31 protein-coding genes are annotated in these 25,368 nt (G+C 64.2%); 18 read left to right on the top strand and 13 right to left on the bottom strand.

Translation table 11 applies throughout. The features are described from left to right. Positions 1–277: 277 nt before the first annotated feature. From KFO72_RS24395 to KFO72_RS24385, 3 genes are all read right to left on the bottom strand, one after another. Positions 278–1,303 carry a S1C family serine protease gene (locus KFO72_RS24395; protein ID WP_225033232.1) on the bottom strand — a complete coding sequence of 342 codons (1,026 nt, stop codon included), beginning with the start codon at positions 1,301–1,303 and terminating at the stop codon, positions 278–280. A gap of 107 nt (positions 1,304–1,410) precedes the next feature. Further along, a complete protein-coding gene (locus KFO72_RS24390) occupies positions 1,411–1,602 on the bottom strand; it encodes a hypothetical protein (protein WP_036000819.1) in 192 nt (63 codons plus the stop codon). Between the two features lie 273 nt (positions 1,603–1,875). Continuing rightward, entirely contained in the window at positions 1,876–2,067 is a 192-nt protein-coding gene (locus KFO72_RS24385) for a hypothetical protein (protein WP_036000815.1), read from the bottom strand. 343 nt (positions 2,068–2,410) lie between these two features. Between KFO72_RS24385 and KFO72_RS24380 the strand changes: the two genes are divergently transcribed. Both KFO72_RS24380 and KFO72_RS24375 read left to right on the top strand, forming a co-directional pair. After that, positions 2,411–2,695, top strand: coding sequence for a hypothetical protein (locus KFO72_RS24380; protein ID WP_060603653.1), 285 nt, complete (start codon positions 2,411–2,413; stop codon positions 2,693–2,695). Between the two features lie 102 nt (positions 2,696–2,797). Next, on the top strand, positions 2,798–2,941 hold the full coding sequence (locus KFO72_RS24375; RefSeq protein ID WP_167352364.1) for a hypothetical protein: 144 nt from the start codon (positions 2,798–2,800) through the stop codon (positions 2,939–2,941). Positions 2,942–3,073: 132 nt separating this feature from the next. Here KFO72_RS24375 and KFO72_RS24370 read toward each other — a convergent pair whose 3' ends face one another. From KFO72_RS24370 to KFO72_RS24360, 3 genes are all read right to left on the bottom strand, one after another. Further along, the gene (locus KFO72_RS24370) at positions 3,074–4,636 is read right to left on the bottom strand and encodes a SulP family inorganic anion transporter (protein ID WP_225033231.1); all 1,563 of its coding nucleotides are present in this window, start codon (positions 4,634–4,636) and stop codon (positions 3,074–3,076) included. A gap of 118 nt (positions 4,637–4,754) precedes the next feature. After that, entirely contained in the window at positions 4,755–5,420 is a 666-nt protein-coding gene (locus KFO72_RS24365; protein ID WP_225033230.1) for a carbonic anhydrase, read from the bottom strand. A gap of 435 nt (positions 5,421–5,855) precedes the next feature. Beyond that, positions 5,856–6,233, bottom strand: a complete 378-nt coding sequence (locus tag KFO72_RS24360) for a DUF427 domain-containing protein (RefSeq protein WP_054932634.1) — start codon at positions 6,231–6,233, stop codon at positions 5,856–5,858. A 517-nt stretch (positions 6,234–6,750) separates the two neighbouring features. Between KFO72_RS24360 and KFO72_RS24355 the strand changes: the two genes are divergently transcribed. From KFO72_RS24355 to KFO72_RS24345, 3 genes are all read left to right on the top strand, one after another. Continuing rightward, positions 6,751–7,332, top strand: a complete 582-nt coding sequence (locus tag KFO72_RS24355; protein ID WP_054932635.1) for a DUF3331 domain-containing protein — start codon at positions 6,751–6,753, stop codon at positions 7,330–7,332. A 104-nt stretch (positions 7,333–7,436) separates the two neighbouring features. After that, positions 7,437–8,450: a LysR family transcriptional regulator gene (locus tag KFO72_RS24350; protein WP_225033229.1), complete on the top strand. Its 1,014-nt coding sequence runs from the start codon at positions 7,437–7,439 to the stop codon at positions 8,448–8,450. A gap of 88 nt (positions 8,451–8,538) precedes the next feature. After that, the gene (locus tag KFO72_RS24345) at positions 8,539–9,093 is read left to right on the top strand and encodes a YbaK/EbsC family protein (RefSeq protein WP_225033228.1); all 555 of its coding nucleotides are present in this window, start codon (positions 8,539–8,541) and stop codon (positions 9,091–9,093) included. A gap of 88 nt (positions 9,094–9,181) precedes the next feature. Here KFO72_RS24345 and wrbA read toward each other — a convergent pair whose 3' ends face one another. Further along, positions 9,182–9,781: an NAD(P)H:quinone oxidoreductase gene (gene wrbA / locus KFO72_RS24340; protein WP_060603668.1), complete on the bottom strand. Its 600-nt coding sequence runs from the start codon at positions 9,779–9,781 to the stop codon at positions 9,182–9,184. A 270-nt stretch (positions 9,782–10,051) separates the two neighbouring features. Here wrbA and KFO72_RS24335 point away from each other — a divergent pair, with 270 nt between their 5' ends. Further along, positions 10,052–10,615, top strand: coding sequence for a DUF4142 domain-containing protein (locus KFO72_RS24335; RefSeq protein WP_054932639.1), 564 nt, complete (start codon positions 10,052–10,054; stop codon positions 10,613–10,615). A gap of 69 nt (positions 10,616–10,684) precedes the next feature. Here KFO72_RS24335 and KFO72_RS24330 read toward each other — a convergent pair whose 3' ends face one another. Then, on the bottom strand, positions 10,685–11,392 hold the full coding sequence (locus KFO72_RS24330) for an MgtC/SapB family protein (protein ID WP_225033227.1): 708 nt from the start codon (positions 11,390–11,392) through the stop codon (positions 10,685–10,687). 421 nt (positions 11,393–11,813) lie between these two features. Between KFO72_RS24330 and KFO72_RS24325 the strand changes: the two genes are divergently transcribed. Genes KFO72_RS24325 through KFO72_RS24315 form a run of 3 tightly spaced genes read left to right on the top strand, consistent with a single transcriptional unit; the run spans position 11,814 to position 13,093 of the window. Continuing rightward, positions 11,814–12,170 carry a hypothetical protein gene (locus KFO72_RS24325; protein WP_225033233.1) on the top strand — a complete coding sequence of 119 codons (357 nt, stop codon included), beginning with the start codon at positions 11,814–11,816 and terminating at the stop codon, positions 12,168–12,170. A 14-nt stretch (positions 12,171–12,184) separates the two neighbouring features. After that, positions 12,185–12,565 carry a hypothetical protein gene (locus tag KFO72_RS24320; RefSeq protein WP_060603675.1) on the top strand — a complete coding sequence of 127 codons (381 nt, stop codon included), beginning with the start codon at positions 12,185–12,187 and terminating at the stop codon, positions 12,563–12,565. A 6-nt stretch (positions 12,566–12,571) separates the two neighbouring features. Continuing rightward, positions 12,572–13,093 carry a lytic transglycosylase domain-containing protein gene (locus KFO72_RS24315; protein ID WP_409372625.1) on the top strand — a complete coding sequence of 174 codons (522 nt, stop codon included), beginning with the start codon at positions 12,572–12,574 and terminating at the stop codon, positions 13,091–13,093. A gap of 76 nt (positions 13,094–13,169) precedes the next feature. On the opposite strand, the gene KFO72_RS24310 is transcribed toward KFO72_RS24315, so the two are convergent. Further along, the gene (locus tag KFO72_RS24310) at positions 13,170–13,574 is read right to left on the bottom strand and encodes a helix-turn-helix domain-containing protein (protein WP_054932641.1); all 405 of its coding nucleotides are present in this window, start codon (positions 13,572–13,574) and stop codon (positions 13,170–13,172) included. Between the two features lie 629 nt (positions 13,575–14,203). Between KFO72_RS24310 and KFO72_RS24305 the strand changes: the two genes are divergently transcribed. From KFO72_RS24305 to KFO72_RS24295, 3 genes are all read left to right on the top strand, one after another. Then, a complete protein-coding gene (locus KFO72_RS24305) occupies positions 14,204–14,596 on the top strand; it encodes a hypothetical protein (RefSeq protein WP_054932642.1) in 393 nt (130 codons plus the stop codon). Positions 14,597–14,688: 92 nt separating this feature from the next. Next, complete coding sequence (locus KFO72_RS24300) at positions 14,689–15,297, top strand: hypothetical protein (RefSeq protein WP_060603677.1); 609 nt, start codon at positions 14,689–14,691, stop codon at positions 15,295–15,297. An 81-nt stretch (positions 15,298–15,378) separates the two neighbouring features. Next, positions 15,379–15,606, top strand: a complete 228-nt coding sequence (locus KFO72_RS24295) for a DUF2964 family protein (RefSeq protein WP_054932644.1) — start codon at positions 15,379–15,381, stop codon at positions 15,604–15,606. A gap of 11 nt (positions 15,607–15,617) precedes the next feature. Here the strand turns inward: KFO72_RS24295 and KFO72_RS24290 are convergent, their stop codons facing one another. The 4 genes from KFO72_RS24290 to KFO72_RS24275 form a co-directional block, all read right to left on the bottom strand. Further along, entirely contained in the window at positions 15,618–16,742 is a 1,125-nt protein-coding gene (locus tag KFO72_RS24290) for a sensor domain-containing diguanylate cyclase (protein ID WP_225033226.1), read from the bottom strand. Between the two features lie 122 nt (positions 16,743–16,864). Continuing rightward, positions 16,865–17,059 carry a YqaE/Pmp3 family membrane protein gene (locus tag KFO72_RS24285; RefSeq protein ID WP_007586056.1) on the bottom strand — a complete coding sequence of 65 codons (195 nt, stop codon included), beginning with the start codon at positions 17,057–17,059 and terminating at the stop codon, positions 16,865–16,867. Between the two features lie 30 nt (positions 17,060–17,089). Then, positions 17,090–17,425, bottom strand: coding sequence for a YbjQ family protein (locus KFO72_RS24280; protein ID WP_060603682.1), 336 nt, complete (start codon positions 17,423–17,425; stop codon positions 17,090–17,092). 31 nt (positions 17,426–17,456) lie between these two features. Next, positions 17,457–18,179 carry a sulfite exporter TauE/SafE family protein gene (locus tag KFO72_RS24275; protein WP_176053000.1) on the bottom strand — a complete coding sequence of 241 codons (723 nt, stop codon included), beginning with the start codon at positions 18,177–18,179 and terminating at the stop codon, positions 17,457–17,459. On the opposite strand from KFO72_RS24275, the gene KFO72_RS24270 reads away from it, so the two are divergent. From KFO72_RS24270 to KFO72_RS24245, 6 genes are all read left to right on the top strand, one after another. Further along, positions 18,178–18,360 (top strand): hypothetical protein, encoded by a 183-nt coding sequence (locus KFO72_RS24270; protein WP_225033225.1) that lies wholly within the window; start codon positions 18,178–18,180, stop codon positions 18,358–18,360. The two genes, KFO72_RS24275 and KFO72_RS24270, sit on opposite strands and share 2 nt — an antisense overlap. A 48-nt stretch (positions 18,361–18,408) precedes the next feature. Then, on the top strand, positions 18,409–19,284 hold the full coding sequence (locus KFO72_RS24265; protein WP_225033224.1) for a DUF4148 domain-containing protein: 876 nt from the start codon (positions 18,409–18,411) through the stop codon (positions 19,282–19,284). Between the two features lie 257 nt (positions 19,285–19,541). After that, a complete protein-coding gene (locus tag KFO72_RS24260; protein ID WP_225033223.1) occupies positions 19,542–20,408 on the top strand; it encodes an IclR family transcriptional regulator in 867 nt (288 codons plus the stop codon). Between the two features lie 78 nt (positions 20,409–20,486). Continuing rightward, positions 20,487–21,641, top strand: coding sequence for an acyl-CoA dehydrogenase family protein (locus KFO72_RS24255; protein ID WP_054932648.1), 1,155 nt, complete (start codon positions 20,487–20,489; stop codon positions 21,639–21,641). A gap of 395 nt (positions 21,642–22,036) precedes the next feature. Next, the gene (locus KFO72_RS24250; protein ID WP_225033222.1) at positions 22,037–24,322 is read left to right on the top strand and encodes a DUF3141 domain-containing protein; all 2,286 of its coding nucleotides are present in this window, start codon (positions 22,037–22,039) and stop codon (positions 24,320–24,322) included. An 81-nt stretch (positions 24,323–24,403) separates the two neighbouring features. Then, positions 24,404–25,351, top strand: a complete 948-nt coding sequence (locus tag KFO72_RS24245) for a phosphate acetyltransferase (protein WP_082670399.1) — start codon at positions 24,404–24,406, stop codon at positions 25,349–25,351. Positions 25,352–25,368 lie beyond the last annotated feature (17 nt).

The raw sequence follows: 25,368 nt of genomic DNA, 5'->3' as shown, positions 1-25,368 counted from the left end.
CCCCGCACAGGGGCGACGCGTGAAGCACGCTAACAATGCGCGGATGCCAGCGAAAGCGAAAGCAAAAGCAAAAGCAAAACCCGGATGCCAGCGCAAAGGCCAAAAACACCAAATGGCGACGCGTGAGGCACGCTAACGAATCGCGAATGCCAGCGCCAAGACCCAAACCCACGAACGGCGCCGCATGAACCCCGATGCCAAATCGCGGAATGCCATCGAAAAAACCGCCCCTACCCAGCGTCGCAGACAAACCCAAAACCAAACCAAAACCAAAAACCTAAACGCTCTGCTCAACCGGCACAACCACCACCTCAACCCGCTGCGCGCCGCGCAAAACACTCACACTCACCGAGCGCCCAATCCTGGACCCATCCAGCACGCGCTGCAGCGCATCGACCCCCTCAACAACCTGCCCATCAACCGCAACGATCGTATCGTCCGTCCGCAGCCCGCCGAGCGCGGCAGGACTCCCCTTCACGATCTCCATCACCCGCACGCCACTTTCCGACTCCAGCGCGAAATAACGCTGCACACGCCGCGGCAGCGCGAAAGTCGTCCCCGCCACGCCGATATAAGCGCGCCGCACGCGCCCGTGCGCAAAAATCTGCATGATCACCCACTTCGCGGTATCGATCGCCGTCGCAAAGCTGATCGACTGCGCACCCGGAATGATCGCCGTATTCACACCGATCACCTGGCCCGCCGAGTTGATCAACGGCCCACCCGAATTGCCCGGATTGAGCGCGGCATCCGTCTGGATCACGTCATAGATCATGCGGCCCGAGTTCGACCTCAGCGAACGCCCGAGCGCGGAAACCACGCCCGCCGTCACCGTCTGCTCGAGCCCAAGCGGATTGCCAACCGCGATCGCTATCTGCCCCACGCGCAGCTTGCCCGACTCGCCAAGCGCGACGTGCGGCAGCGGCTCCGGCGAACCAATCCGCAATACGGCCAGGTCGCTGTGCGGATCGTCACCCACCAGATCGGCGTCGAACTTCGTGCCGTCGGCAAGCTGCACGCGGATATGCGTCGCACCGTGCACGACGTGGCTGTTGGTCAGAAGATATCCGTCGGGCGTGAAGATGAAACCGGAGCCGGTGCCCGCGCGCGCATGGCGCTCCGGCGCGCCCGGCACGCGGCGCTCGACAGTGATGAAAACGACGGCCGCCCGCACCCGTTCGAGCGCATCGACGACAGTGCGCGAATAGGTGTCGAGGAGTGCGTCGTCATCGGACGACCCGGCGGCAGCGGCGCCCGGCAGCGCACCCGACAGATCGTCGACAAAACGGGGACGGCTTCCCATGACAAGGCTCCGTATAACGAGAGCCGCACATGCAGGGCAAGCATGCCGTTTTCAAGCGCGGCGGCCAGAGCAGAAAAACGACAAAGCCTGCCGCCGAAAGAAAAACGTCAGATAAGCCGGAGGTTGCGGATGCGGCCGATGCGCGGAGAACGTTCGAGTATCAGCTTTTCGATCGCTTCGGGCAGCAGCGCCTTGGGAATGTTCGACGGCACATCCGACACCAGTTGCGACGGCACATTCACGATGAAGTCGTCTGGGGCGGTGGCGAGGCTGTGCTCGTAGGTAACGCGGTAGTCCATGCTGGGGTGCGAAAACGTAGATGTCGTTGCGGAATCGTGGCGTGGGAAGACGCGCCGCTATGGCGCGGGCGCATTCTTTCCGAGATCGTACAGCAACCCGCAGCGCGCGCGGCCGCATGCGCGCGCAATCTGCGCCGCCTGACGCCGAACTCCAGCCACCGCGCGGCCTGCGCGCCGCATCACATTAAAAAAGCCAGACGGGACGCTGACGCATCCGTGTCCGGCTTCTTTGGGTCTCGATCGCGCGATCCGTCGGGATGCGTCTGGATGCGCTTACCGGTGCCAGCCGCCATGGCCCCAGCAACAGCTATAGCCGATGCCGACGTTCACCGACGGCCCCGCGTAATACCCCGGCGCGTAGCCGTACGCCGGCGCGTACCCATAACCATACGGCGGCGCGACGACGCAGCCTCCCAAACCGATTGTCGCCATGGCGACGGCTGCCAGCGTCAGAAGCTTTTTCATGATCGTTCTCCCTTCTCTAGCGCCATTTGAGCAGACGCTACAGAAGACATGCGTGACCACTTGTGACGGCGCATTACGGCTCGATACGACGGGACGCCCGCTGCGCCACGCACTCGACCCGCGCAAGAAAGGAGCCCGCGCAACCCAGGGCCTTTACGCGCAGACCGCGCACTAACAGTTGCTTACCATTCGCCGGGACGTGGACAGGAAGCAGGCATTCTGACCGTGCACGAGCACATTTCGATGACGGCGGTATGAATCCGAAATCGGCCTCTGTTCGGCCGATTGAACGCCGGCGACGCGGCGCACACTGCAGTCATGCCAGTGCACTGAGGAGCCTGAAATGTCTTCCCGTCATGACAGAAGCAACCCGTTCGAGCCCGACGCGCTCAGCGCGCCGGAGTGGAATAGCCAGCGGGAATACCCGGAGTCCGAGCTGATGCGCGGCTTGCAGCTCGCCTCCGACACGGTGCTGCGCCTCGCCACCCAGACGCACGCCGCCGTCGCACGCGGCGACGCGGTGAGCGCGGAACTGGCGCGTGTGTCGCTGGAGAAGCAGCTTGCCGTGACCACCCGGCTGATCGACGAGCTTCTGTTCGACGGCGAAACGCAGCACACCACGCATTGACCGGCCGCCCCGCGCGACCACGAGAACCGAACCCGACGGTGGCAGCCCGGCAACGTCCGTAGTGCCGACCCACTAAGACTGAGACTGAGACTGGAACTGGAAATGAACGTCTTGACCGTAATTCTTTGCATCTGGGCCATGGTGGCGTTGTGCGCAGTGCTGTTCATCCGCGGTGCCAGCCCGCGTGTCGAGCGTCCCAGCAAAGCGAAGCAGGCGCGGCCGTCGCGCTTTTCGATCGCCGAATAATCCCGCCTTCCGCCGGTCAGGCGAGGATGCGCCGCCCGTCAGCGCCCTCGCCTTCCGGCCAGCACTTTCCGAAACCGTGGTTCCACAACACCGATAACGCGCTGCCGCGCGCTATCGCGCCCTTTTTACGGCTCAGCCCGTCGTCGCGCCCAGCGACGGCAGCGGCGCCTGCCCTTCCTGAGCCGCCGGCTCCGGCCAGCGCAGGCGCTCGACGGTAATCTGCCGCTGCGCCGCCTCGCCCACGAACGCATCGAGCGTGTCGCGGATATCGCGGTCGATGAAATCGGCACGCTCCGCGTCGATCAGCACCGTCGCGCGGTCGGGGATCTGCGCGAGACAGCGCGTGAGCATCGGTTTCGACAGGAACGTCGCGTCCTTGCGCAGCACCAGCAGATAGTGATCGTCGTGACGCGTCAGCGTGAACGTGCGCGACAGGTTCGCGCGCAACGCGAGCACCGCGCTCGTCGCAATGCCGATGCCAATGCCGATCAGCAGATCCGTCGCGAGCACGCCGGCAATCGTCGCCGCAAACGGCACGAAGCGGTCGACGCCTTCGCGCGCCATCGCCGTAAAGAGCGCCGGCTTCGCGAGCTTGTAGCCCGTGTGAATCAGGATCGCCGCGAGACAGGCGAGCGGAATCAGGTTGAGCACCGCGGTCAGCGCGAACACGCTCGCCAGCAGCAGCACGCCGTGAATCACGGCCGACATGCGCGTCTGCGCGCCCGCATTCACGTTCGCCGAACTGCGCACGATTACGGCCGTCAGCGGCAGACCGCCCAGCACGGCCGCCACCATGTTGCCCACGCCCTGCGCCTTCAACTCGCGGTCCGGCGACGCGCGGCGGCGCTTCGGATCGATCTGTTCGACGGCTTCGAGACTCAGCAGCGTCTCCAGACTCGCGACGATGGCGAGCGTCAAGCCGACGCGCCAGACGTGGCCGTCCACGAGCTGCCTGAAGTCGGGCATCGAAATCGCGCCCGTCAGCGCCGCGAACGAGTCCAGCGGCATCAGCGACACGCGGTGCTCGGCGGGCACCGCAAGCGCGGGCGCGAGCACATCGAGCGCGAGCGTCACGCCGATGCCGAGCGCGACGACCGCGAGCGGCCCCGGCAGCATGCGCACGACCGCGTAGCGCTTGGCGCGCGGCGTCTCCCACGCGAACAGCATCGCCAGCGAGATGAGCGCAAGCGCAGTCGTCACTATCGACAGTTTGCCGAACGGCGTCGCCAGCATGCCCGCGTGCGCCACGTTGGCATCCGCGCCGCTCACGAGCCCCACGCCGAGTGGAATCTGCTTGACGATCAGGATGATGCCGATCGAAGCCAGCATGCCCTTGATGACGGCGACGGGCACGAAGCTGGCAAGCTGTCCCGCGCGCAGCAGGCCGAAGCCGATCTGCAACGCGCCCGCGATCAGCACGGCGGCGAGAAACGCGGAGAAACTGCCGAGCGACGCGATTGCCGACACGACGATCACGACGAGGCCCGCAGCCGGCCCGCTCACGCTCAGATGCGAGCCGCTCAACAGCGCGACCACCAGTCCGCCGACGATGCCGGACACCAGCCCGGCAAATGGATCGACGCCGGACGCGGTGGCGATGCCGAGACATAGCGGCAGCGCGACGAGAAACACGACGATCCCGGCGAAGACATCGCTGCGCAGGTTCGATAAACGGGAAACAGGTGGAGTGTGCATGGTATCCGCGAGGTCGAGTTGAGCCACACCGCCCGGCGTCGCGCGCCGGCGGCTTGATGGACATGTCGGTGAAATGGGCGTGAGTGAGTCTGAAAACGGGCGAACTGCCCGAGCGTCCCTACGCAGCGTCGCGCACGGCGACGGACGGGGACGCTTCGGCGTGCCCTTCGGCGTGCGCTTCGGCGATGTCGCGGGCTTCATCCATATCGGTGAGTTGCGTGATAAGCCCTGCGCGCAGCCCGAAAATCCAGCCGTGCACCTGCGGCGGACGCGGCGCGCGGCGCACGATGGGCGACTCGCGCAGCAGCCGCACCTGCTCGATCACGTTCAACTCCGCGAAGCGGTCGACGCGCTCGTCGAAATCCGCGATCGCATGCAGTTCGTCGCGATGACGTTCGGCGAGCTCGCGCAAACCTGCAATGCGCCGGTTCACGATGGGCAGCGCATCCGAAGGCGGCGACAGCGCGGCGCGCACGCCGCCGCAATGATGATGTCCGCAGATGATCACGTGCTCGACCTTCAGCGCATGCACGGCGTATTCGATCACGCTCGATGTGTTGCCGTCGTCGGAGGTGTAGAGGTTCGCGATGTTGCGATGGACGAACAATTCCCCCGGCTGCGCATTGGTGACGCGCTCGGCGGGCACGCGGCTATCGGAGCAACCGATCCACAGAAAGCGTGGCTGCTGGCCGCGCGCGAGTTCCGTAAAGAACTCGGGCTCGCGCGCCGAGACCTCTTGCGACCATGCCAGATTGGAAAGCAATAAGCGTTTTGGATGATTCATCGATCGTGCTCCTGCCGGGTTCTCAATTGAACGGAGTCAGTCCATCGCGGACAAACGCAATGGTGTTTACGAAAAGCTTACGGCAAGAAGGTTCCGAAAAAAATCAACAAAAAATCATTTAATGCCGGCTGCATCCGATGCCCTGAAAGCGTGCATACATGCGGCTTTCGGGGCGTTTTATGTTATTTGGGTGATTGGCTGCGCCGTGAATAAACGGAGCTTTTCGGAAATGACTTTTCTTGTCTTTATTTTTTATCAATCGCGTCAAATTTGAATGCGTGCGCCGCGTTTGACAGTGGTGTCAATGACGAAAATGCGACGGAAAACGGGCGACGGCGCGTCGCGATTCGACGGAAGAAGCGAAGTTGTGAAGCCCTCGGACGAGGGCTTCGATGGCACCGCAGCGGGCCGGAAACTGGCCGCGCGTTCGCGTGTTTATGGCGCGCTGACCTCGATGGCGTCCACGCGGTCGCGATAGAACGCAACATGATCCCTGATCGACTCGACGGCTTCGTACGGACTTTCGTAACTCCACACCGCATTGACGGAGCGCTCGCCGCCAACGGGAATGCTGTAGTAGCTGCACTCGCCCTTGTACGGGCAATACGTCGAATGACCGGTGCGTTCGAGCAGCGACATGTCGACGTCCTTGCGCGGAATGTAGAGGACTTCAGGGTACGAGGCTTCATGGAAGGACAGCGCGTCGGTGCTGTCGGCGATCTTCTGTCCTGCCACGGACACGACCACGCGTGACCCGCTTTTTGCAATCGCGATGGGATGATCGGGTCCGGGAATCTTCACTGTCTTGTGCATGACGGCGTGTCCTTGCGGTGGAAACAGGTTGTGGCCGGGCGGCGAAGTACCGTCCGAGTATGGCCGCCCGTCTTGCGTTGTCAAGACAAGACCTTGCGCCGCGTGGCGGCTATCGGCCGTTTGCGCGCCCGACCGGTGTGCATATGCAGCGCCGGACAGCCTGATGCGGCAAGCGATTGCCGTCGATTGGCATACCCGTCCCGTCCCATTGTTTGAGTTAGATAAATTGAGTGTTCATTTAGCTGGCATTTATCTGCCAAAGGCAAGCCGCTAGGATGCGTGCCATGCGACCGGTCATCCGCGCCGGCCGCGAAAGCTGATTGCAACGCTGTGATGCAGCGTGAAGCCGCTCCCCATCGTTCGCCGTCAGGGCGCAGCGACGCGCGGCGCATGCGTTTTCGCCCGCGCGCAAGGTGGCCGCAAATGCGGCTGCCGGGCGGCCATCAAAAGCAGAACGTAAGGTTCTGCGTGATCGAATGAGCCGCCTCGACGGGCCACGCTTTAACGAGGAGTCGACGTGAGCAGGATTGGAACTGCAACAGCCAGTACGCCTGAGCCCAGGCCTCGCGCCCACGCAAACCGGCGCGCGAACGGTGAGCCGGAACTGCGTCGCAAGGAAACGCTCTATGCCGATCTTCGGTCCGAGCCGGCAGGCGGCGGTATTGCGCCCGCCACGCCCGCGCTGCACGACCCGTGGACCGCGACGATTTCGCGGCTCGGCAAGTCGCCCGCGCAGGACAGCAAGCTCGCATCGTCCGACAAATGCGACAAGGGCGCTTGCGCCGCGCGTGCCGCGCGCCGCAGCGCCACGGCCGAACGCGCGCAAGCGGCCGCGAGCCAGCATAGCGACGCGGTGATCACGTTCGTCGAACGGTTCGGCGCGAAGTCGATTTCGATCACCTGGCGCGATTCGACGGCCGGCCGCTATACCGAGCAGCTGTGGGTGCGCCGCATTGCGCGCTCGCGCGGCGTGTGCGCGCTGACGGGCGCCAGCATCGTGCGCGGCGACGCCGTGTATGGACCGTTCAGCCGTCCGTCGAGCCGGCCGCGCAACATGTCGCAGATGATCCTCGCGGATCAGCTCGACGACCTCGAATGATCGACACGGCACGCACGCGCTACACTTCGGACGCGCACGGCTAGCGTGCGACGTGCCGCCCGCGCTGGCTCGCCGGGCGGCGCTTCGAGTTCCGGAGACCTGCCATGGCTACACAAGCCGATGTGGCGCGCACAGCGCCCATCAAGCTGCACTCCGCGTCGTCGGCGACCATCGACGGCACGACGAGTACGGGCGCAATGGACCGCTTCGGCTCGCTCAACATCTTCGTGCGCGCCGCCGAAACCCGCAGTTTCACCGAAGCAGGCCGCCAGATCGGCATCTCGGCATCCGCAGTCGGCAAGGCCATTTCACGTCTGGAAACACGGCTCGGCGCGCGGCTCTTTCATCGCAGCACGCGCAGCATCACGCTCACCCCCGAAGGCGCACTGTTTCTCACGCGCTGCCAGCGCATCTTCGAGGAGATCGAGGCCGCGGAGAGCGAACTCGCGCTCGCGCATGCCGCGCCGCGCGGCAAGCTGCGTGTGAGCATGCCGATGGTGACGAAGCTGATGATGCCCGTGATCGGCGAATTCATGAAGGCTTATCCCGAGATCATGCTGGACATCGACTTCAGCGACCGGATGGTCGATGTGATCGAAGAAGGCTTCGACGTCGTGATGCGCACGGGCGACGTCAACGACTCGCAACTGATCACGCGAACGATGGGCACCTACGTGCATCTGATCGTCGCGTCGCCCGCGTACCTCGCGCAACATCCGCCCCTCACGATGCCCGAGGCGCTCGTCCATCATGCGTGTCTTCAGCATCGCTTTCCGACCACGGGGAAGCTGCGCCGCTGGCCGCTCGAACGCGACGGCGAGTCGATCGACATCGACTTGCCCACGACCGCCATCGCCACCGCCGTCGAGCCGCTGATCGCGATGGCCGAGCAGGATCTCGGCCTCGCCTGCGTGCCGGATTTCACGGTGCGCGCGCAGGTGGAGAGCGGCACGCTCGTCCCGGTTCTGCGCGAATACTCCGGCGCGCTCAGCGTGTTTCGCGCACTGTGGCCTTCGGGCGGGCAATTGACGCCGAAAATGCGGGCCTTCGTCGACTTCATGAGCGTGCATCTTTTTCCCGTGAACGCCAGCGCGCCACAACGCTCGCCCGGCGACTGACTACATGCGCGCAATGCGGCCGCGGATCAGCCGCAAATCGTACAATGTGTGCGCGTTGTTTTCGTCCGCTCACTGCTCACAGGTCACCATGCTTTCGCACGAACCGCTTCAGAAGCTCGACATCATCGCGCCCGAGCATATCGGCGCACATCTTCCCGCGCACGTCGCCGCATCCGTGGCAGGCCGCGACATCGTCGTGTTCGCCGTCACCGACGACGCATCGGACACAGCCGACTTCAGCGCGCGCTACGGCTTCCCGATGGAAGACTGCGCGAACACCATCGTCGTCAAGTACAAAAAGGATGGAGGCGAGCATCTCGCCGCGATCGTGACGCTCGGCTCGCTGCGGCTCGACGTCAATGGCGCGGTAAAAGCCGTGCTGGGCGCAAAGCGCATTTCGTTCGCGCAGCGCGAGATCGCAACGGAACAAAGCGCGATGGAGTTCGGCGGCATCACCGCGTTCGGCCTGCCCGCGAACTGGCGCGTGCTCGTCGATGCCGGCGTGATGGCGCGCCGGCAAGTGGTGATGGGCGCAGGCATTCGCAAGGCGAAGCTGTTGCTCGCGCCTTCCTTGCTCGAACAGCTCGACAACGTCGAAGTCGCGCAACTGACGTTGCCGCCGGAAACACCCGCCACAGCGTGAACGACGGCGCACTGAAGGCGCGCGAATTCCCGTGCGCTTTCGCGCGTTCAGTGCGTTCCGCCGCGGACTCCAGCAAGCAAGAGGCCGCTCAGCCAAACAGCTTGGCCGCCGTCTTCGCGACCAGTTCGCCCTGATGCCGTGCGCCTTCCAGATCGATTGCGCTAGGTTGACGCGAACCGTCGGCCGCTGCGATCGTCGTAGCGCCATAAGGCGCGCCGCCGACGATCTCCGTCATGTTCATCATCCCCTGATGGCTATACGGCAAGCCCACGATGATCATCCCCAGATGCATCAGGTTCGTGATGATCGAGAACAACGTGGTCTCCTGTCCGCCGTGCTGCGTGCCCGTCGATGCGAACGCCGCGCCGACCTTGCCGTTCAGCGCGCCGCGCACCCATAGTCCGCCCGTCTGATCGAGAAACGCCGCCATCTGCGACGACATGCGCCCATAACGCGTGCCCGTGCCAACCACGATTGCATCGTATTGTTCGAGATCGGCGACCGTCGCAATGGGCGCCTGCTGGTCGAGCTTGAAGTTCGACTTCTTTGCGATCTCTTCGGGCACGGTCTCCGGCACGCGCTTGACATCGACCTGCGCACCCGCGCCACGCGCGCCTTCCGCGACGGCCTCCGCCATCTTTTCGACATGCCCGTACGACGAGTAATAGAGAACGAGAACCTTGGCCATTGCGATCTCCTGACGAGTATGCGAAGCCGTCATGCTTCGCGTTTGAGAGCGGGCGGCACTGTCTGCCGCGCCACTCACGATACTCCCGACACACCGCGCATGTCTTCGCAACGCCTCGCGTCGCTCGCCGCGCGAACGCATTGCATCGCCGCGCGCGACGCGCCACAAGCTTTACGCCCAGTTACACAAGCGACATCGTCGTTTCACCTGCATGCGGGAGCGGCCCATAGAATGCCTTCGACTGATTCCTAGCCCAATGAAGGAGAACACATGATCCGTTTGCCCATCGCTTCCATCGTCTGTGCATCCACGACCAGTCTGTTGCTGTTCGCATCGGCGGTGAACGCGCAAACCACGCAACCGGCACCCGCCGCGTCCGCAGATTCCGTGCGGCTGCATGCGGCCGATCAGACCTTCGTCAACGAAGGCACGCAAGCCGTCGCCACGCAGCGCGATGCCGCGCGCATCGCGACGTCGCGTTCGACGGACCGCGACGTGAAGGCATTCGCCGAAAAGGTCGCCGCCGACAACCTCACGATCGCCAATGCGCTGCGCGCAGCAAGCCCGCGCGGCGTCGACGTGCCGCACAACAACCCGGATACGGCAACGCTCGACAGCATCAAGAACCTGCGCGGCGCCGAATTCGACAAGGCGTATATCGAGCAGATCGCATTGAGCGGCGAGCAAAAAACGCTGTCGGCGTTTCAGGCAGAGATCGCCTCGGGACGTGACGCGCAGTTGAAGGAAGCCGCGCAGAAGGCGCTGCCCGCCATCCAGGCGCAGTACGCGGCCGCGCAGGAACTCGCCAAGCGCAAGCATCTCGCGACGCAGTAAGCACGCGGCTGCAAATAGAAGCAGACGTTGAGCAAAGCGCATCGCGGCATCGCCGCGCGATGCGCTTTTTTATTCAGGCGTCGGCTCCACTTCCTTCGCGGACCAGCTGACGCTCGACACGCTCTTCTCCATGCTGATCCGGCTCGCCATCAATTCGAGCTTCGCCTGATCCTTCGGGTGCATGCGTAATGTCGCCGTCACTTCGATACGCGATGGATCGTCTTCGACGTCTTCGCTCGTGAGACTCTGAAACGACAGCGGTTGCGAATACATCGAGTTCGACAGCAGCGCGCGAATGTGGATTTCGTCGTGTTCGCGGCACACAACGGTCAACACATATTCGCGCACGAGGTCCGCGCTCGACACCGGCGTCGCGTTGATCGCGCGGCTCACTTCGCGCAGCACCGTGTTGGTCGCCAGAACGACGACCGTGCCAGCCAGCGCCGGTCCGTAATGCCCCGCGCCGCACAGCACGCCGACTGCCGCCGAACACCAGAGCGTCGCCGCCGTGTTGATGCCCTGGATCGAGCCCTTGTCGCGCATGATCACGCCGCCGCCCAGAAAGCCCACGCCCGACACGACATACGCGGCGATCTGCGTCACGCCCGCGACGCCATTGCCCGTCAGCATGCCGAGCGTGACGAACAGGCAAGCGCCGCTCGCCACCAGCGTGATGGTGCGCAGCCCCGCGGTGCGCTGCCGGATCTGACGTTCGAGACCGATTGCGACGCCGCACGCGAACGCAGCGAGCAGCCTCCAGATGAAATCCGCTGACATAGGGTTTGACAGGTTGATGCAGAACCGACGTGAGATGAAACCCGGCAGTGCGAACCGGGGCATGGGGACGATATCCTGAGGCCGCTGTGTTTCATGACTGTGTAACGCGGGTATGTCGGGCGGCCAATTCGCCCAAATGACACAGCGCGACTGGCGCCTGACAACGCGCTGCAAATATGAAATCCCCGCCAAACCGGTCGTGCGCTCGAATGTCTTGATGCGCCGCCAGGCCTGAGGCAACCTCACCGCTTTCCCAACCCTCTGCGGTCAGAGTTTCCGAACAGCCGCTGTTCTTGAGTCAAGTTTCCCGATTTAGCAAACGTTTGCGGTTTGCATATCAAGTTCGACGCGATCCTGCCGACAAAATCGAAATAGCGTCAACGACTTCTGGGAGCAGCTCGTGAAGCAGCTTGCGTTCTGTATGGTTTTCGCCGCGCTGGCCGGTTGCGCGCAATTGCCCGCCAATACGGCACCGCAGGCGGACAAGCCGCCCGTGTCGAACGATGTCATCAGCTTTACGATTCCGCCCGACGCGCTCGGCGCACGCGATCCGCAACTGTCGGCCGTGCTCGCCAAGGCGGGCGCGCTGGCCGCTGCGCAAAAGCAGCCGACCACGATTCTCGTCACCGCCCTCGGCCAGGACCTGCCGTACCTGAACCAGGCGATCTGGCGCGGCGTGCCGTCGCAGCATCCAGCGAAGCTCAGCCTGGAAAACCTGACGGCGGGCGCAAATCAGCCGTACAGCGTGTCCGTCCGGCCGACGGCCGCGAGGCCATGAGGGGAAGCCACGTCATGTTCCGCACCGTCATCTGCGCGGCGAGCCTCGTTGCGCTCACCGCCTTCATCAGCGAAGCCGCGCACGCGGGTCAGCCGTCCGTCGCCGGCGCGCTGTCGGCGAACGGCGCCGCCGGCGCCAATGGTGCCAATAGCGCGACCGCCGCCACAGCCGCCGCCGACAAGGTCTACCCGCCGCTGCCCACGCTCGCGATGCTGCCGCCCACGACCGACGACGACGAGCCGCTCGCCCCAAAGCCCGCCGCGAAGAAACGCAAGGTGCGCGCCGCCGTCGACGTGCGGCCCGCCGCGCCCGCCGCGCGCCTGGTCGTATCGGATGCTTCGCGCACCTATCTGCGCTCGGTCGACAGGCAGCTCGATCTCGCGCTGGGCAAATAACCGCTGATGCGCACACTCAACGGAGCGTCACACGTGTTCAACCATCGATTCCCCGCCGCGCCCCGCTCGCTGCGCCTGGTCCGATGCACGGCGGGCGCGCTCGCGCTTGCGCTCGCCGCGTTGACGTGCGGCGCCGCCCGCGCCGACGACTGCTTCGAGCAGGCCGCCGTCTATCAGGGCGTCAATCCGCTGATCCTGCGCGCGGTCGCGTGGCACGAGTCGAAGGGCGATCCCGCTGCCGTCAACCGCAACGCGAATGGTTCGATCGACGTCGGCCAGTTGCAGATCAACTCGGTGCACTTCAGCGATCTGAAGCGGCTGGGCATTCCGCACCGCGCGCTCACGGATGCTTGCGTGAACATCTACGTCGCGGCGTGGCTCATGAAGCAGAAGATGGTGAAGTACGGCAACACCTGGCGTGCGATCGGCGCCTATCACTCGGAATCGCCGAAAGAGCGCGACGCTTACGCGCGCAGCATCCAGAAGATTCTCGTCGCGTGGGGCGAACTGCTGCCTGCATCGCGCTGAGGACCACGACGGGCATTCGCCTTCATACCCGCTTGCGTGCTCATTTGAGTGCTTACTTGGGTGCTCACTTGCGTGCTCACTTGCGAGACTTGGTGAGCCGGTGCCCGAGGCCGAGATTGGTCGCGATCTGCCATGTATAGACACGCGAGTAGCTGACGCCGAACCGGGCGCGTATCAGCTCGCGCAGACGGTTGCTCGTCCATGCATCGGACGGAAAGCCGTGTATGCTCGCGGGCCCGCTCAGCGCGGTCGCGATCCACTGCATCGCGGCCGCGTCGAGCACCGACGAACGGCCGCCCACGCTCATCTGCCGCAACGACTCCAGCCCGCCCTCGTTCACGAGCGCGCGATATTTGCGCACGGTGTTCTCGGAGATATGCAGCTGCGCGGCCACGTCGCTGACGGACGCCCCCTCCATCAGCATTTTGCCCGCCGCGAGCCTGCGCATGACAGTCGGCAATGCGTCGTTTCGTGAAGGCATGAGCGGGTCTCGTTGACGGTCCGGAAGACGCAAGCCCAAGGTGCAGCACGACGGGCCCGCGTGGCACATGGCATGACACAAGACAAAAACCAATATATGTTCCAGGCCCCGCTGTGTCGGCTATCCGTAAAATTTCATGAATATAGAAAAATCATTTGCGGATTTTATTGCGTTGCGTTTAACGGCAATAAACAGTCAAACCATTTCGATCAACAATAGAAGTCCTCATATTTTTTCAGAAGCATTACATGGCGCCTTGAACTTACCGAAATCGTTTGCTAGCATGCTGTAACGGTTACTCGCAGCGAGTACCTACAAGCCTGACAACCCGCACTTTGGTCCGTGCGCCTGCTACGTTTTCAAGGGAACGTCGTATGGCAAGACCTCGCTTCAAAATTGAATATCTCGATTGCTTCGCCTAATGGTATTTACTCATGCCCTGCTCACCGCTCTAAAACGCGGCGTATATGTGCACGCTCAAAAAGCGCTTTTTTCAAAATTGATTTAAATCAGTATTTCAGCAACGCGAAACAACTTCGCCTATAAACGGCATAACCGATTAATCGAAATAGCCCGTCGCGCAGCATCCGGATACTCGCGCGAGGGGCGCAACACGCGCGGAGGTCAAAATGGAAGGCGAACGGGTCGAGCGTATCGTGCTGGCATTGCGACGCGCCGCCGAACATGAGCGTCTCCTCAGTTATCAGCGATTTCACGCCATGTTCGGCGCGGGCGATCCGCTCACCGCGCGCTACGACGCACTCGAGCGCGCCATCGCGTCGCTGGGCGAGGTGTCGGACATCGATTATGGCGTGCTGCTCGCGCTGAGCAACGGCTTGCCCGGCCCCGACTTTTTCCGCCGCTACCAGAAGCATCGCTATGCCGACTATGTCGCGGTAATGGGACCCCCCATCCATCGCCAGTCGGTCAAGCGCAAGCGCCTGCTGGTCGAGGCGGAGCGACGCCGCGTCTATGAAGATGCAAGAAGAAAAGCGGCCAGACAGGTCGCCGAACCCGCCTGAACCTGCGTGACCCCGATCGCCGGTTTCGCGCCCCGCTTCGTCGCGACCAATCGGCCTACCGACCACAGGTCCATCCAACCGAGGAGTCTCCTATGCAACTTGCAGCTCGCCGTCCGGTTCGCATCCTGGCCATCGCAGCCGCATGCGCGGCGCTCGCCGCGCCCGTCATCGACGCTCGCGCGCAGGACAATCCGGCCTCCTCACCTGCCCCGAATGCCGTCGGTACGGCCGCCGTCGCCGACGTGACGGCGCACATCGTCAAGATCGACGCCGACAACAACGAAGTGACGATCCGCGGGCCGCGCGGCGAAACGACCATCGTCGACGTCGATCCCGACGTCGGCGACGTGAAGAAGCTGAAAGTCGGCGACGAGGTGCATATCTCGTACAAGGGCGCGCTGCTGCTGACGGCGGACAAGGTCGACGCGAAGGGCGTGCGCTCGCGCGTCGAATCGCAGACGACCACGCCGGAGCAAGGCGGCGCGTCGACCCAGACGCGCCACGTCGAGGTGGTCGCGACCGTGCAGAAGATCGACCGGAAGAAGCGTCAGGTGACGCTGCGCGGGCCCGAGCGCACCGTGGTCCTGCAAGTGTCGGAGGAAGTGCCGCTCACCAGGATCAAGGTCGGCGACAGCATTCGCGCGACCTACGTGTCCGCGACGGCTGTACAGATCACGCGCAACGGTACGCCGATCAAGTAAAAGCGCGTTTGCAAGACTGCGTTTCGCCATGCCGGCGAGACGCAGTCGTAGATCATCTCGCAGTCCCGCACAATCAACCCGATGCCTATCGAACCCTGGAATTCCCCGAAGCGCCAAGCACGCCGCAAAATGATCTGGAGCAAGGCGCACGTCGTGCTGGCCGCGATCGGCACGTTGTCGGCCGTCGCCGGCATTGCCGTCGCGATCAACGGCGGACTCGAATTCAACCGCACGAAGGTATTCGTCGGCGTCGGCATCATCATCGTGTCGACGATCCTCTACGTGTCGATGCTGTTCGTCGACGACTAGCGCAGCCGCGCTTACACGACGAGCGTTACCACGCGGTTGCGTCCGGCGCTCTTCGCCTTGTACATCGCGCGGTCCGCCTCCTCGACGAGCGTACGTCCGAGCCCGTCGAGATCGGCGCCTTGCTGCATGGCATGCGCGGATACGCCGATCGACACCGTCAACGGGATGCGCGCGCCATCGTCCGCGCCATCCGTGTCGCGCAGGTCGAGTTGCGCGACGGCTGCGCGCATGCGCTCGGCCACCACCAGCGAATCCTTCAGGTCGCCTTGCAGCAGCACGGCAAATTCTTCGCCGCCGTAGCGCGCGATCGTGTCGCCGAGGCGCGTCTGCTTGCGCAGGCAGGCGCCGACCATCGCCAGCGCGCGGTCGCCGACGGCGTGACCGTGCGCGTCGTTGATCGGCTTGAAGCCGTCGATATCGATGAACAGACAGCCCAGCGGCAGCCGGTAGCGCGACGCACGCGTCGTTTCTTCGCGCAGACGTTCGTCGAAATAGCGGCGGTTGGGCAGGCCTGTGAGCGCGTCGGTTGCGCCGAGGCGTTCGAGCTGCTCGCGATGCGCGACGTTATCGAGGCTCGCCGCGACGATCACGGCGAAACGCTCCAACATGTCGGTCGCCATGCCGGGCGCAAAGCGGCTTTCGTTGTCGCTGGCGAGGCATAGATAGCCGCTCGGCTGTGCGTTCGTCGCGAGCGGCAACAGCGCGATACTGGCAGGCCGAGCGTCGCTGCCGAAGCATGCGTGACGCGCCGCTTCGTCCATCGCGGCAGGCGTGCCGAGCCACGGACGGCCATGACAACAGAGCCGCGCGGCGGCATCGCCCATCTCGCGCGAGGTCTTGAGCGACGATGCAGCCATCCCGTTAGTCTCGTTGCTTTGCCGGTTCGCGCTGCTCCCGTGGCGCGACGCCAGTTCGTGCAGCAGCGGCAATGTGTCGTTGAGCCACAGCGTCACGCCCTCCAGTCCGAACTCGCGCGGCAGATAGTCGAGCAGCACACGACAAAGCGACGGGAAATCCTGCGCGCGAATCAGTTGAAGCTCGACATCCTGGAAGCGGCGCAACGTGCGTTCGTTGCGCTGCACCGTATCGACGAGTGCGCGAAGGCGGACGGACGGGGGCGTGTGTGTTGTGCTCATCTGGGCCGTGGCATTGGGGCCCGCAACAGAGGCCCAACGTCTGGTTATCGGCCTCGAAGCGCGATTGCTTGAGGCCGATGCATGCAACCGGGCCTGGCCAGATGTGTTGGCAACGAATGCGCTTAGGAGCGCCGGCCGAGCGCTTCGTCGATCTTGCGGTCGGTGTTGTACTGGCTGAGCGCATACACCGACCAGATCGCCGCCGGCAGCCAGCCGATGATCGTGAGTTGCAGCACCAGGCAGATGATCCCGGCGAACGGCCGGCCAATCGTGAAGAACTGGAACCACGGCAAAAGCAGAGCAAGCAACAGACGCATTGACGTTTCCTTCTGGTTGAAAAACTTCGGTTATACGTTGCGGCGCACGTGTACGGCTGTTCCGTAGCACAGCACTTCCGTCACGCCCGCGCCGATCTCGGTTGCATCGTAACGCATGCCGATCACGGCATTCGCGCCGAGCGTCGCCGCTTCAGCCAGCATGCGCTCGTAGGCATCCTGCCGGGCGCGCTCGCACAGCGACGTGTACAGCGAGATATTGCCGCCGAAGATGGTCTGCAGCCCCGCACCGATCGCGCCCACCACCGAGCGCGAACGCACGATGATGCCGCGTGCGACGCCAAGCGACGTGTCGACGGTATAGCCAGGCAAATCGAAGGCCGTGGAGACCATGTTTCGTTCGATCATGTCGTTCCCTTCCCTGTTGTAGCTGTTTCGATCAGCGTCCCGCCGCCCACAGCAGCGACAGACCGGACGACAGCATCAACCCGTCGACGACCAGCCTGAACGTGCCGGGACTCATGCGCACGACGATGCGCCGCGCGCAGAACGCGCCCGCCATCAGCGCGGAGCCCGTGATCACGCCATCCAGCACGACGTGCAGCGGCAGCGCGCCGAAGTGGTTGAAGGTCGCGACCTTCGCGGCATAGACGGCGAGCGAGCCGGCCGCTTCCGTCGCGAGAAACGCGCCTTTCACCAGGCCGTAGCCCATGAACACAGGCACCGTGATCGGCCCCGTCGAGACCACGATGCCCGTCAGAAACCCGACGGGCGCGCCGATCGCCGCCAGATGCCACGGCGAGAAGCGCACCGCTCGACGCGCCAGCCAGCGCCGCACCGGGACCATCGCGACGAAGAAAAGGCCGAGCGCGATCTCGACGGCATGCGGCGGCAGCGCGAGCAGCGTGCGCACGCCGAGCGCCGCGCCCGGCACGGCCGTCGAACAATACGCCCCGCACGCGCGCCAGTCGATCTCGCGCCACCACGCAAGCACCTTGCCGAAATTGCCCATGATCGCGGCGATCGCCATGACGGGCACCGCTTGCTGCGGACCGAACAGCATCACGAGCACGGGCATCAGCATCATCGACGAGCCCGTGCCGATCACGCCGCTCAGCGTGCCCGCCGCGAGGCCGACGGCGAGAACCAACAGATAACCCATGCGCATCCCCGAAAAGCGTCCTGGCGCCATGCTACTGGAAAATGGCGGCACATCAGCCAAACCTGTGATGAATGCCGCGCGCCGGATTTTTATTTGCCCGCGCGGCGCATCCAATTGCTGCTACAACTCGTATTGCATAACAGCGCAGTTCGCGCTTTTTTTGTCTGCGGAATGCGTGTGAGGCGATGCGCGTATCGACGTGTGCGGGATAGACCCGAAGGGAAACGCGATGTTGAGTGAGTCCAACAGAATGTTCGTGGCGGGTGGCCTGCTGATCGGCGCGCTGGTGCTTGCGACGCTCGGGCTTCGGTTCGGCAATCGCGAGACGGCCGCGAGAGATACGGAGGGCCGCGTCGATAGCGCCATGTCGTCCGCCGCGCGCCCCGTCACGCCCGACGCAACGCTCGACGATCCGCGCAACGCGGGCATCGCGCGGGTGTTGCAGGCGGTGCACGACAGCTTGCAACGTGGCGACCTCGCGTCCGCACACGTGCTGCTCGACGCGGTGCTGACGATGCGCAGTGACGAGCCGCAAGCGCTGCCGCTGCAAAAGGAACTGGCCGCGCGCGAAGCGCAGGCGCGCGAACTGCAGCTGGCCACGCCAGTTGAGCAAAGCGCCGCGCAGCCGCTTGCGCGCGCGCATGCTTCCGCGAAGACGACACACGCGCGACCGGCAGCGTCGCGTCATGTCACGGACGCTTCGGAGCGTGACCAACCCGCATTCGACGCAACACCGCCCGTCGAGATCCGCTCGGACAGCGTGAAGGACAACGCAACGGCAAGCGATCACGCGGCCGGCACGGCTCCCGTTCAACCTCCTGCGCAGCCTGAACCGGTGATCGCATCCGCTGTGCAGACTGCCGCGACGGTAGCCGAACCCGCCGAGCAGCCGCCCGCCCCCGCTGCGACATCGACGGCGCAAACCCACGAGCCCGCCGCCCCGTCGCCCGCACCCGGCGATGGACCGAAGACGCGCGCCCAAGTGCGTGACGAACTCAGCCGCGCGCGCCAGAACGGAGCGATGTCACGCTTCGGCAATCCCGATCCCTACGGCCCGGGCGGTTCGCCGAGGGACAACACGCAGCCTTCCGTCCGGACCTGGTAGCATTCGCATTCCGGTCTGCACAGCGAACCATCAGCACGGTCGGCTAGTTCACCTGCGTGCTCTTCCCTGCAGTGATGCTTCACGTAATCTTTAGTGGTTAACCCCGTCATATCCCCACCTATAGCTATCGCACAATAGACACGAACCCCATGCTGGATCGCGTCGAAGCGCCAACTGGCGAATCCGTCGACCCCGCTCTACAATGGTCCGCCATGCGAACCATAACCCCGAAGCCGATTGACACGGAGTTGAGCGACATGACAGCATTCGCCCGAAGCACCAAAACGGGAGACAGGCGCGACGTGCGTCAAAACGAGCCGCACGAGCAACGCGACATAGCGCGCTTCGACGAGGAACCGTACGAAACCGATCGCCAGTTCGTCACGGCGCTGGCGCGCGGCCTCGAACTGCTGCGCTGTTTCGGCCTGAAGGAACGGCATCTCGGCCTGACCGAACTGGCGCGCCGGACGGGTTTGCCGAAAGGCACCGTCGCGCGGCTCGCGGGCACGCTCGCGAAGCTCGGCTATTTGCGCTATGACGAACCGCTCGGCAAGTACAGCCTCGGCACGGGCGTGCTCTCGCTCGGCTACGCGATGCTGTCGAACCTCGACATTCGCGACCTCGCGCGGCCGCTGATGCAGGAACTCGCGGAATACGCGGGATGTTCGGTGGCGATCGGCGTGCGCGACCGGCTGTCGATGATGTACGTCGAATGGGTGCGAAGCAGCGCGCCCATCACCGTGATGCGCAGCATCGGCACGCGTCTGCCGATTGCGACAACGTCGATGGGCCGCGCGTACCTTGCCGCCGCCACCGACGCCGAACGCAGCGCGGTGCTCGACCAGGTGCGCGCGCAGGACGAAACCGCCTGGCCACGTATCGAAGACGGCATCGGCGAAGCAATCAAGGATTACGTCACGCGCGGCTTCTGCCTGTCGTATGGCGACTGGGATGCCGACATCGCGAGCGTCGGCGTGCCGTTCACGGCGCCCGACGGCACGCAGATGGCCTTCAACTGCGGCGGGCCCGCCTTCGTGCTGAGCCGCGACAGACTGGAGAACGACATCGGCCCGCGCCTTGCGGGTCTTGTCAAACGAGTGGAGGCCGCCATCGGGCGGCGCTGAAGAAGACCCGGCGCGGCGCGCTTCACGCGTTCATGCGGACGCGACAGGCAAACCGTGTCATAGCACACAGGTAAAACGATGATCCGCGATCAGGAAACACTGTCCATTCTTCTCGATTCGCTGTCGCGCTTCGTGCGCGAGCGTCTCGTGCCCGCCGAAAACGAAGTCGCCGAAACGGATGAAATCCCTGCCGGCATCGTCGACGAGATGCGTGAACTCGGTCTCTTCGGCCTGTCGATTCCCGAGGAATACGGCGGCCTCGGTTTGACGATGGAAGAAGAAGTGCTCGCCGCCTTCGAGATTGCGAGGACCTCGCCCGCGTTTCGCTCGCTGATCGGCACGAACAACGGTATCGGCTCGCAGGGGCTCATCATCGACGGCACCGACGAGCAGAAGCACTACTATCTGCCGAAGCTCGCGTCGGGCGAACTGATCGCGTCGTTCGCATTGACTGAGCCGGGCTCGGGTTCGGACGCCGCATCGCTGCGTACCACGGCCGTGCGCGACGGCGACCATTACGTGATCAACGGCACCAAGCGCTTCATCACCAACGCGCCCGAAGCGGGCATCTACACGGTCATGGCGCGCACCAACCCGGAAATCAAAGGTGCGAGCGGCATCTCGGCGTTCATCGTCGAGAAAGGTACGCCTGGACTGTCGCTCGGCAAGATCGACAAAAAGATGGGCCAGAAAGGCGCGCATACCTGCGACGTGATCTTCGAGAACTGCCGCGTGCCCGCTGCGAACATCATCGGCGGCAAGGAGGGCGTCGGGTTCAAGACGGCGATGAAGGTGCTCGACAAAGGCCGCCTGCATATCTCGGCGATCTGCGTCGGCGCTGCCGAACGCATGCTCGACGACGCGCTGCGCTATGCGATGGAACGCAAGCAGTTCGGCCAGCCGATCGCCGAGTTCCAGCTCGTGCAAGCCATGCTCGCCGACAGCCGCGCGGAAATCTACGCCGCGCGCTCGATGGTGCTCGATGCCGCGCGCCGCCGCGATGACAAACAGGACGTATCGACGCTGGCATCGTGCTGCAAGCTGTTCGCCTCGGAGATGTGCGGCCGCGTGGCGGATCGCGCTGTGCAGATTCATGGCGGTGCGGGTTATGTGTCCGAGTATGCTGTCGAGCGCTTCTATCGCGACGTGCGTCTGTTCCGCATTTACGAAGGCACCACGCAGATCCAGCAACTGGTGATCGCGCGCAACATGATCCGCGACGCAAGCCGCTAGTCTGAACAGAAACGTCGATCAAGGCATGCAATGCAATTGCCTTGATCGAAGTCAACGCTTCAATTCCGCCCGCCCTCGCTGGCACATTTCAGATTGCCAGAAAAAACATCCCGTCCTAAACTGGGTTGTTGACGCAATGCAACACATACCGGCTCGCGCAACGTGCGAGTCCGATGCTGGCATTCATCAATGCGTCATGCTTCTGCCATTTTTATCGCTGATCTTGATCGAAGCCGCGCCTCGTCGAGGCGCGTTGAAGTCTCGCCCTGGTTTCAGGCCGCGACTCATTGCAACGATGCTCGCGCGTCGGGTAAGCGCTTCATGCACGTTTAGCGCGTGCCTGTGAGCGTCGCATGAGACCTCGGCGCCGACTCTTTGAGGGAGCAGATGCGACCATGAATCAGTCTCCACCCGATTCCGCAACATCAGACACATCCGCACCGTCGACGCCCTTCGCGTCGATGCCGGGCAATCTGTTCGCGCAAGGCTACGCCTACGCTGTCGACACATGGCAGCGCAGCGTGCTGTTCGCCGATGTGATGCGCGAACGAGGCAATCAGTATCAGGCGCACATGCAGGAACGCGTGCCCAACGTGCTCGACTTCGGCACCGAGCTCATCGTCGATGGGCGTACGCTGCCGCGCCCCGTCAACTACGGTCTCGTGCGCATCGCCGCGCCGGACGACCTGAAGCCCGACCGCGACCTCGCGGAAGGACACGATCCCGGCCGCCTGCGTCCGTTCGTGGTCGTGGACCCGCGCGCGGGACACGGCCCGGGCATTGGCGGCTTCAAGCGCGACAGCGAAATCGGCGCGGCACTGCGAGCGGGCCATCCTTGCTACTTCGTCGGCTTCCTGCCCGACCCCGTGCCGGGACAAACCGTCGAAGACGTGATGCACGCGGAAGCCGCGTTCCTGGAAAAAGTCATCGAATTGCATCCCGAGAGCCCCGGCAAACCCGCCGTAATCGGCAATTGCCAGGCGGGCTGGCAAATACTGATGACGGCCTCGATGCGCCCCGAGCTATTCGGCCCGATCGTCGTCGCGGGTGCGCCCGTGTCGTACTGGGCCGGCTGGCGCGGCAAGAACCCGATGCGCTATTCGGGCGGCATGCTCGGCGGCTCGTGGCTGACGGCGCTCACGGGCGATCTCGGCGATGGCCGCTTCGACGGCGCGTGGCTCGTGCAGAACTTCGAGAACCTGAACCCCGCGAATACGCTGTGGACCAAGCAGTACAACCTGTACGCAAACATCGACACGGAAGGTCCGCGCTATCTCGGCTTCGAAAAGTACTGGGGCGGCCACGTATTCCTCAACGCGGGCGAAATGCAGTACATCGTCGATAACCTGTTTGTCGGCAACCGCTTCGTCAGTGGTGAGATCGTGACGTCGGACGGCGTGCGGCTCGATCTGCGCAATATCCGCTCACCCATCGTCGTGTTCTGCTCGTATGGCGACAACATCACGCCGCCGCCGCAAGCGCTCGGCTGGATCACCGATCTCTATCGCGACGACGCCGATCTGATCGGCCACGATCAGACCATCGTCTACGCGACGCACGACAGCATCGGCCATCTCGGCATCTTCGTGTCGAGCAGCACGGGGAAGAAAGAGCATCGCGAGTTCGTCAGCAATATCGATCTGATCGACCTGCTGCCGTCCGGCCTCTATGAAGCGCACATGGGCGCGAAGACGGACGCGACGCCTTATGCGGATCTCGTGCAGGGCCAGTATGTGCTGTCCATTTCTCCACGCACCATCGCCGACGTGCGCGAGATCGTGCAGCCCGATCCCGAAAGCGACCGGCGCTTCGCCACAGCCGCGTATCTGTCGCGCGTCAATCTCGGCCTGTATCGCAGCTTCCTGCAGCCGTGGGTGCGCGCCTGCACGACGCCGTGGACCGCCGATGTCTCCAGCAAGCTGCATCCGCTGCGCGTCACGTACGAACTGTGGTCCGATCGCAATCCGTTTGCGTCGTCCGTCGCGCGGGCGGCCGAAAGCGTGAAGGAAGCGCGCGCGCCCGTCACGGCCGACAACCCGTTCCTGCAGATGCAGACGGCCATGTCGAATGCCGTCATCGCGTCGTTCGATTTCTATCGCGATATGCGCGACGCCGCCGTCGAGCAGATTTTCGAAACCGTCTATGGCGCACCCTGGCTGCAGGCCTTCGCAGGCCTTCCGCCGCGCAGCGACAGCGAAGCAAACGCCGCGTTGAAGGAACCGGGCGACACCGAAGAGCGTGAAGCATCGATCGTCGCGGAGCACGAGCGGCTGCGCCACGACATGACGGAGGGCGGCCTGCTCGAAGCAAGCGTGCGCGCGCTGCTGTATGTGCGGCGCACGCGTGGCGAAGCGGACGAGCGGCGCTTCAACCTCGCGCGCGAAATGCTGAGCAAGCTGTCGGATCGGGGCATTCTGTCGTTCAAGCATGTCGTGCGCGAACAGGCCGCGCTGCTGCGCCTCGACAGCGAGGCGGCCATCGGGGCCTTGCCGGGGCTGCTCGCCAGCGCGCCGCCCGACAACATCCGCAACGCCGCGCGCGACATCGACAAGCTCAGCACGGTGCTGCCGCTCGACGATCAAGAGCGCGCCGATCTCGCACGCGTATTGACGATCTTCGAATCGGCATCGAAGAAGAAAGCATCGCGGCGCGCGGAGCCCGCGCGCCAGCAGGTCGAATGACAGATGGCATGCACGTGTGCGAGCGGACGGTCACAGTCCGCCGCGCACGCCCGCACTCCCGCCACATCCTCTACGAGGGCAATGAAGATGGAACACAAGCGCGAGAAATACGAGCGTCTGATCGCCTTTGCCGCCACGCTTCCGCCAACACCAACGGCCGTCGCGCATCCTTGCGATCACGATTCGCTGGCGGCCGTTGTCGAAGCCGCGCGGCTGAAGCTGATCGCGCCGATACTGGTCGGCCCGCGCGCGAAGATCGAAGCGGCCGCGAAAGAATGCAACCTCGATCTCGGCGATCTGCCTATCGTCGATGCGCCGCATAGCCACGCGGCCGCCGAATGCGCCGTGCAACTGGTGCACGAAGGCCGCGCGCAGGCATTGATGAAAGGCTCGCTGCACACGGACGAACTAATGGGCGCCGTGGTCGCGCGCGGCACGGGCCTGCGCACCGAGCGGCGCGTGAGCCATTGCTTCATCATGGACGTGCCGGGCCGCGCCGAGCCTCTCATCATCACCGACGCCGCGGTCAACATCACGCCGACGCTCGACGAAAAGCGCGACATCGTGCAGAACGCAATCGACCTCGCGCATGCACTGCGCTTTCCCGTTGCGCGCGTCGCGATCCTGTCGGCAATGGAAACCGTCAATTCCAAGGTCCCATCGACGCTCGAAGCCGCCGCGCTATGCAAGATGGCCGACCGCGGCCAGATCAAGGGCGGCATACTCGACGGCCCGCTTGCGCTCGACAACGCAATCAACGAAGAAGCCGCGAAGATCAAGGGCATCGAGTCGCCCGTAGCGGGCCATGCGAACGTGCTCGTCGTGCCCGATCTCGAAGCTGGCAACATGCTCGCGAAAAGCCTGACGTTTCTCGCGGGCGCCGATGCCGCCGGCATCGTGCTCGGCGCGAAAGTGCCCATCATCCTCACGAGCCGCGCGGATTCCGTCATCACGCGGCTGGCTTCCTGCGCCGTTGCGTCGCTGGTCGCGCTCGCGCGGCGCGAGCAACCTTCTTCCGCCATCGTTTGACACGTCTTGAGGGAGTG

The organism is Paraburkholderia sp. XV, assembly GCF_020177535.1.
GTDB classification, from domain to species: domain Bacteria; phylum Pseudomonadota; class Gammaproteobacteria; order Burkholderiales; family Burkholderiaceae; genus Paraburkholderia; species Paraburkholderia caribensis.
Note: the sequence above shows the minus strand (reverse complement) of the source record. Positions and strands in the feature narration are given on the sequence as shown.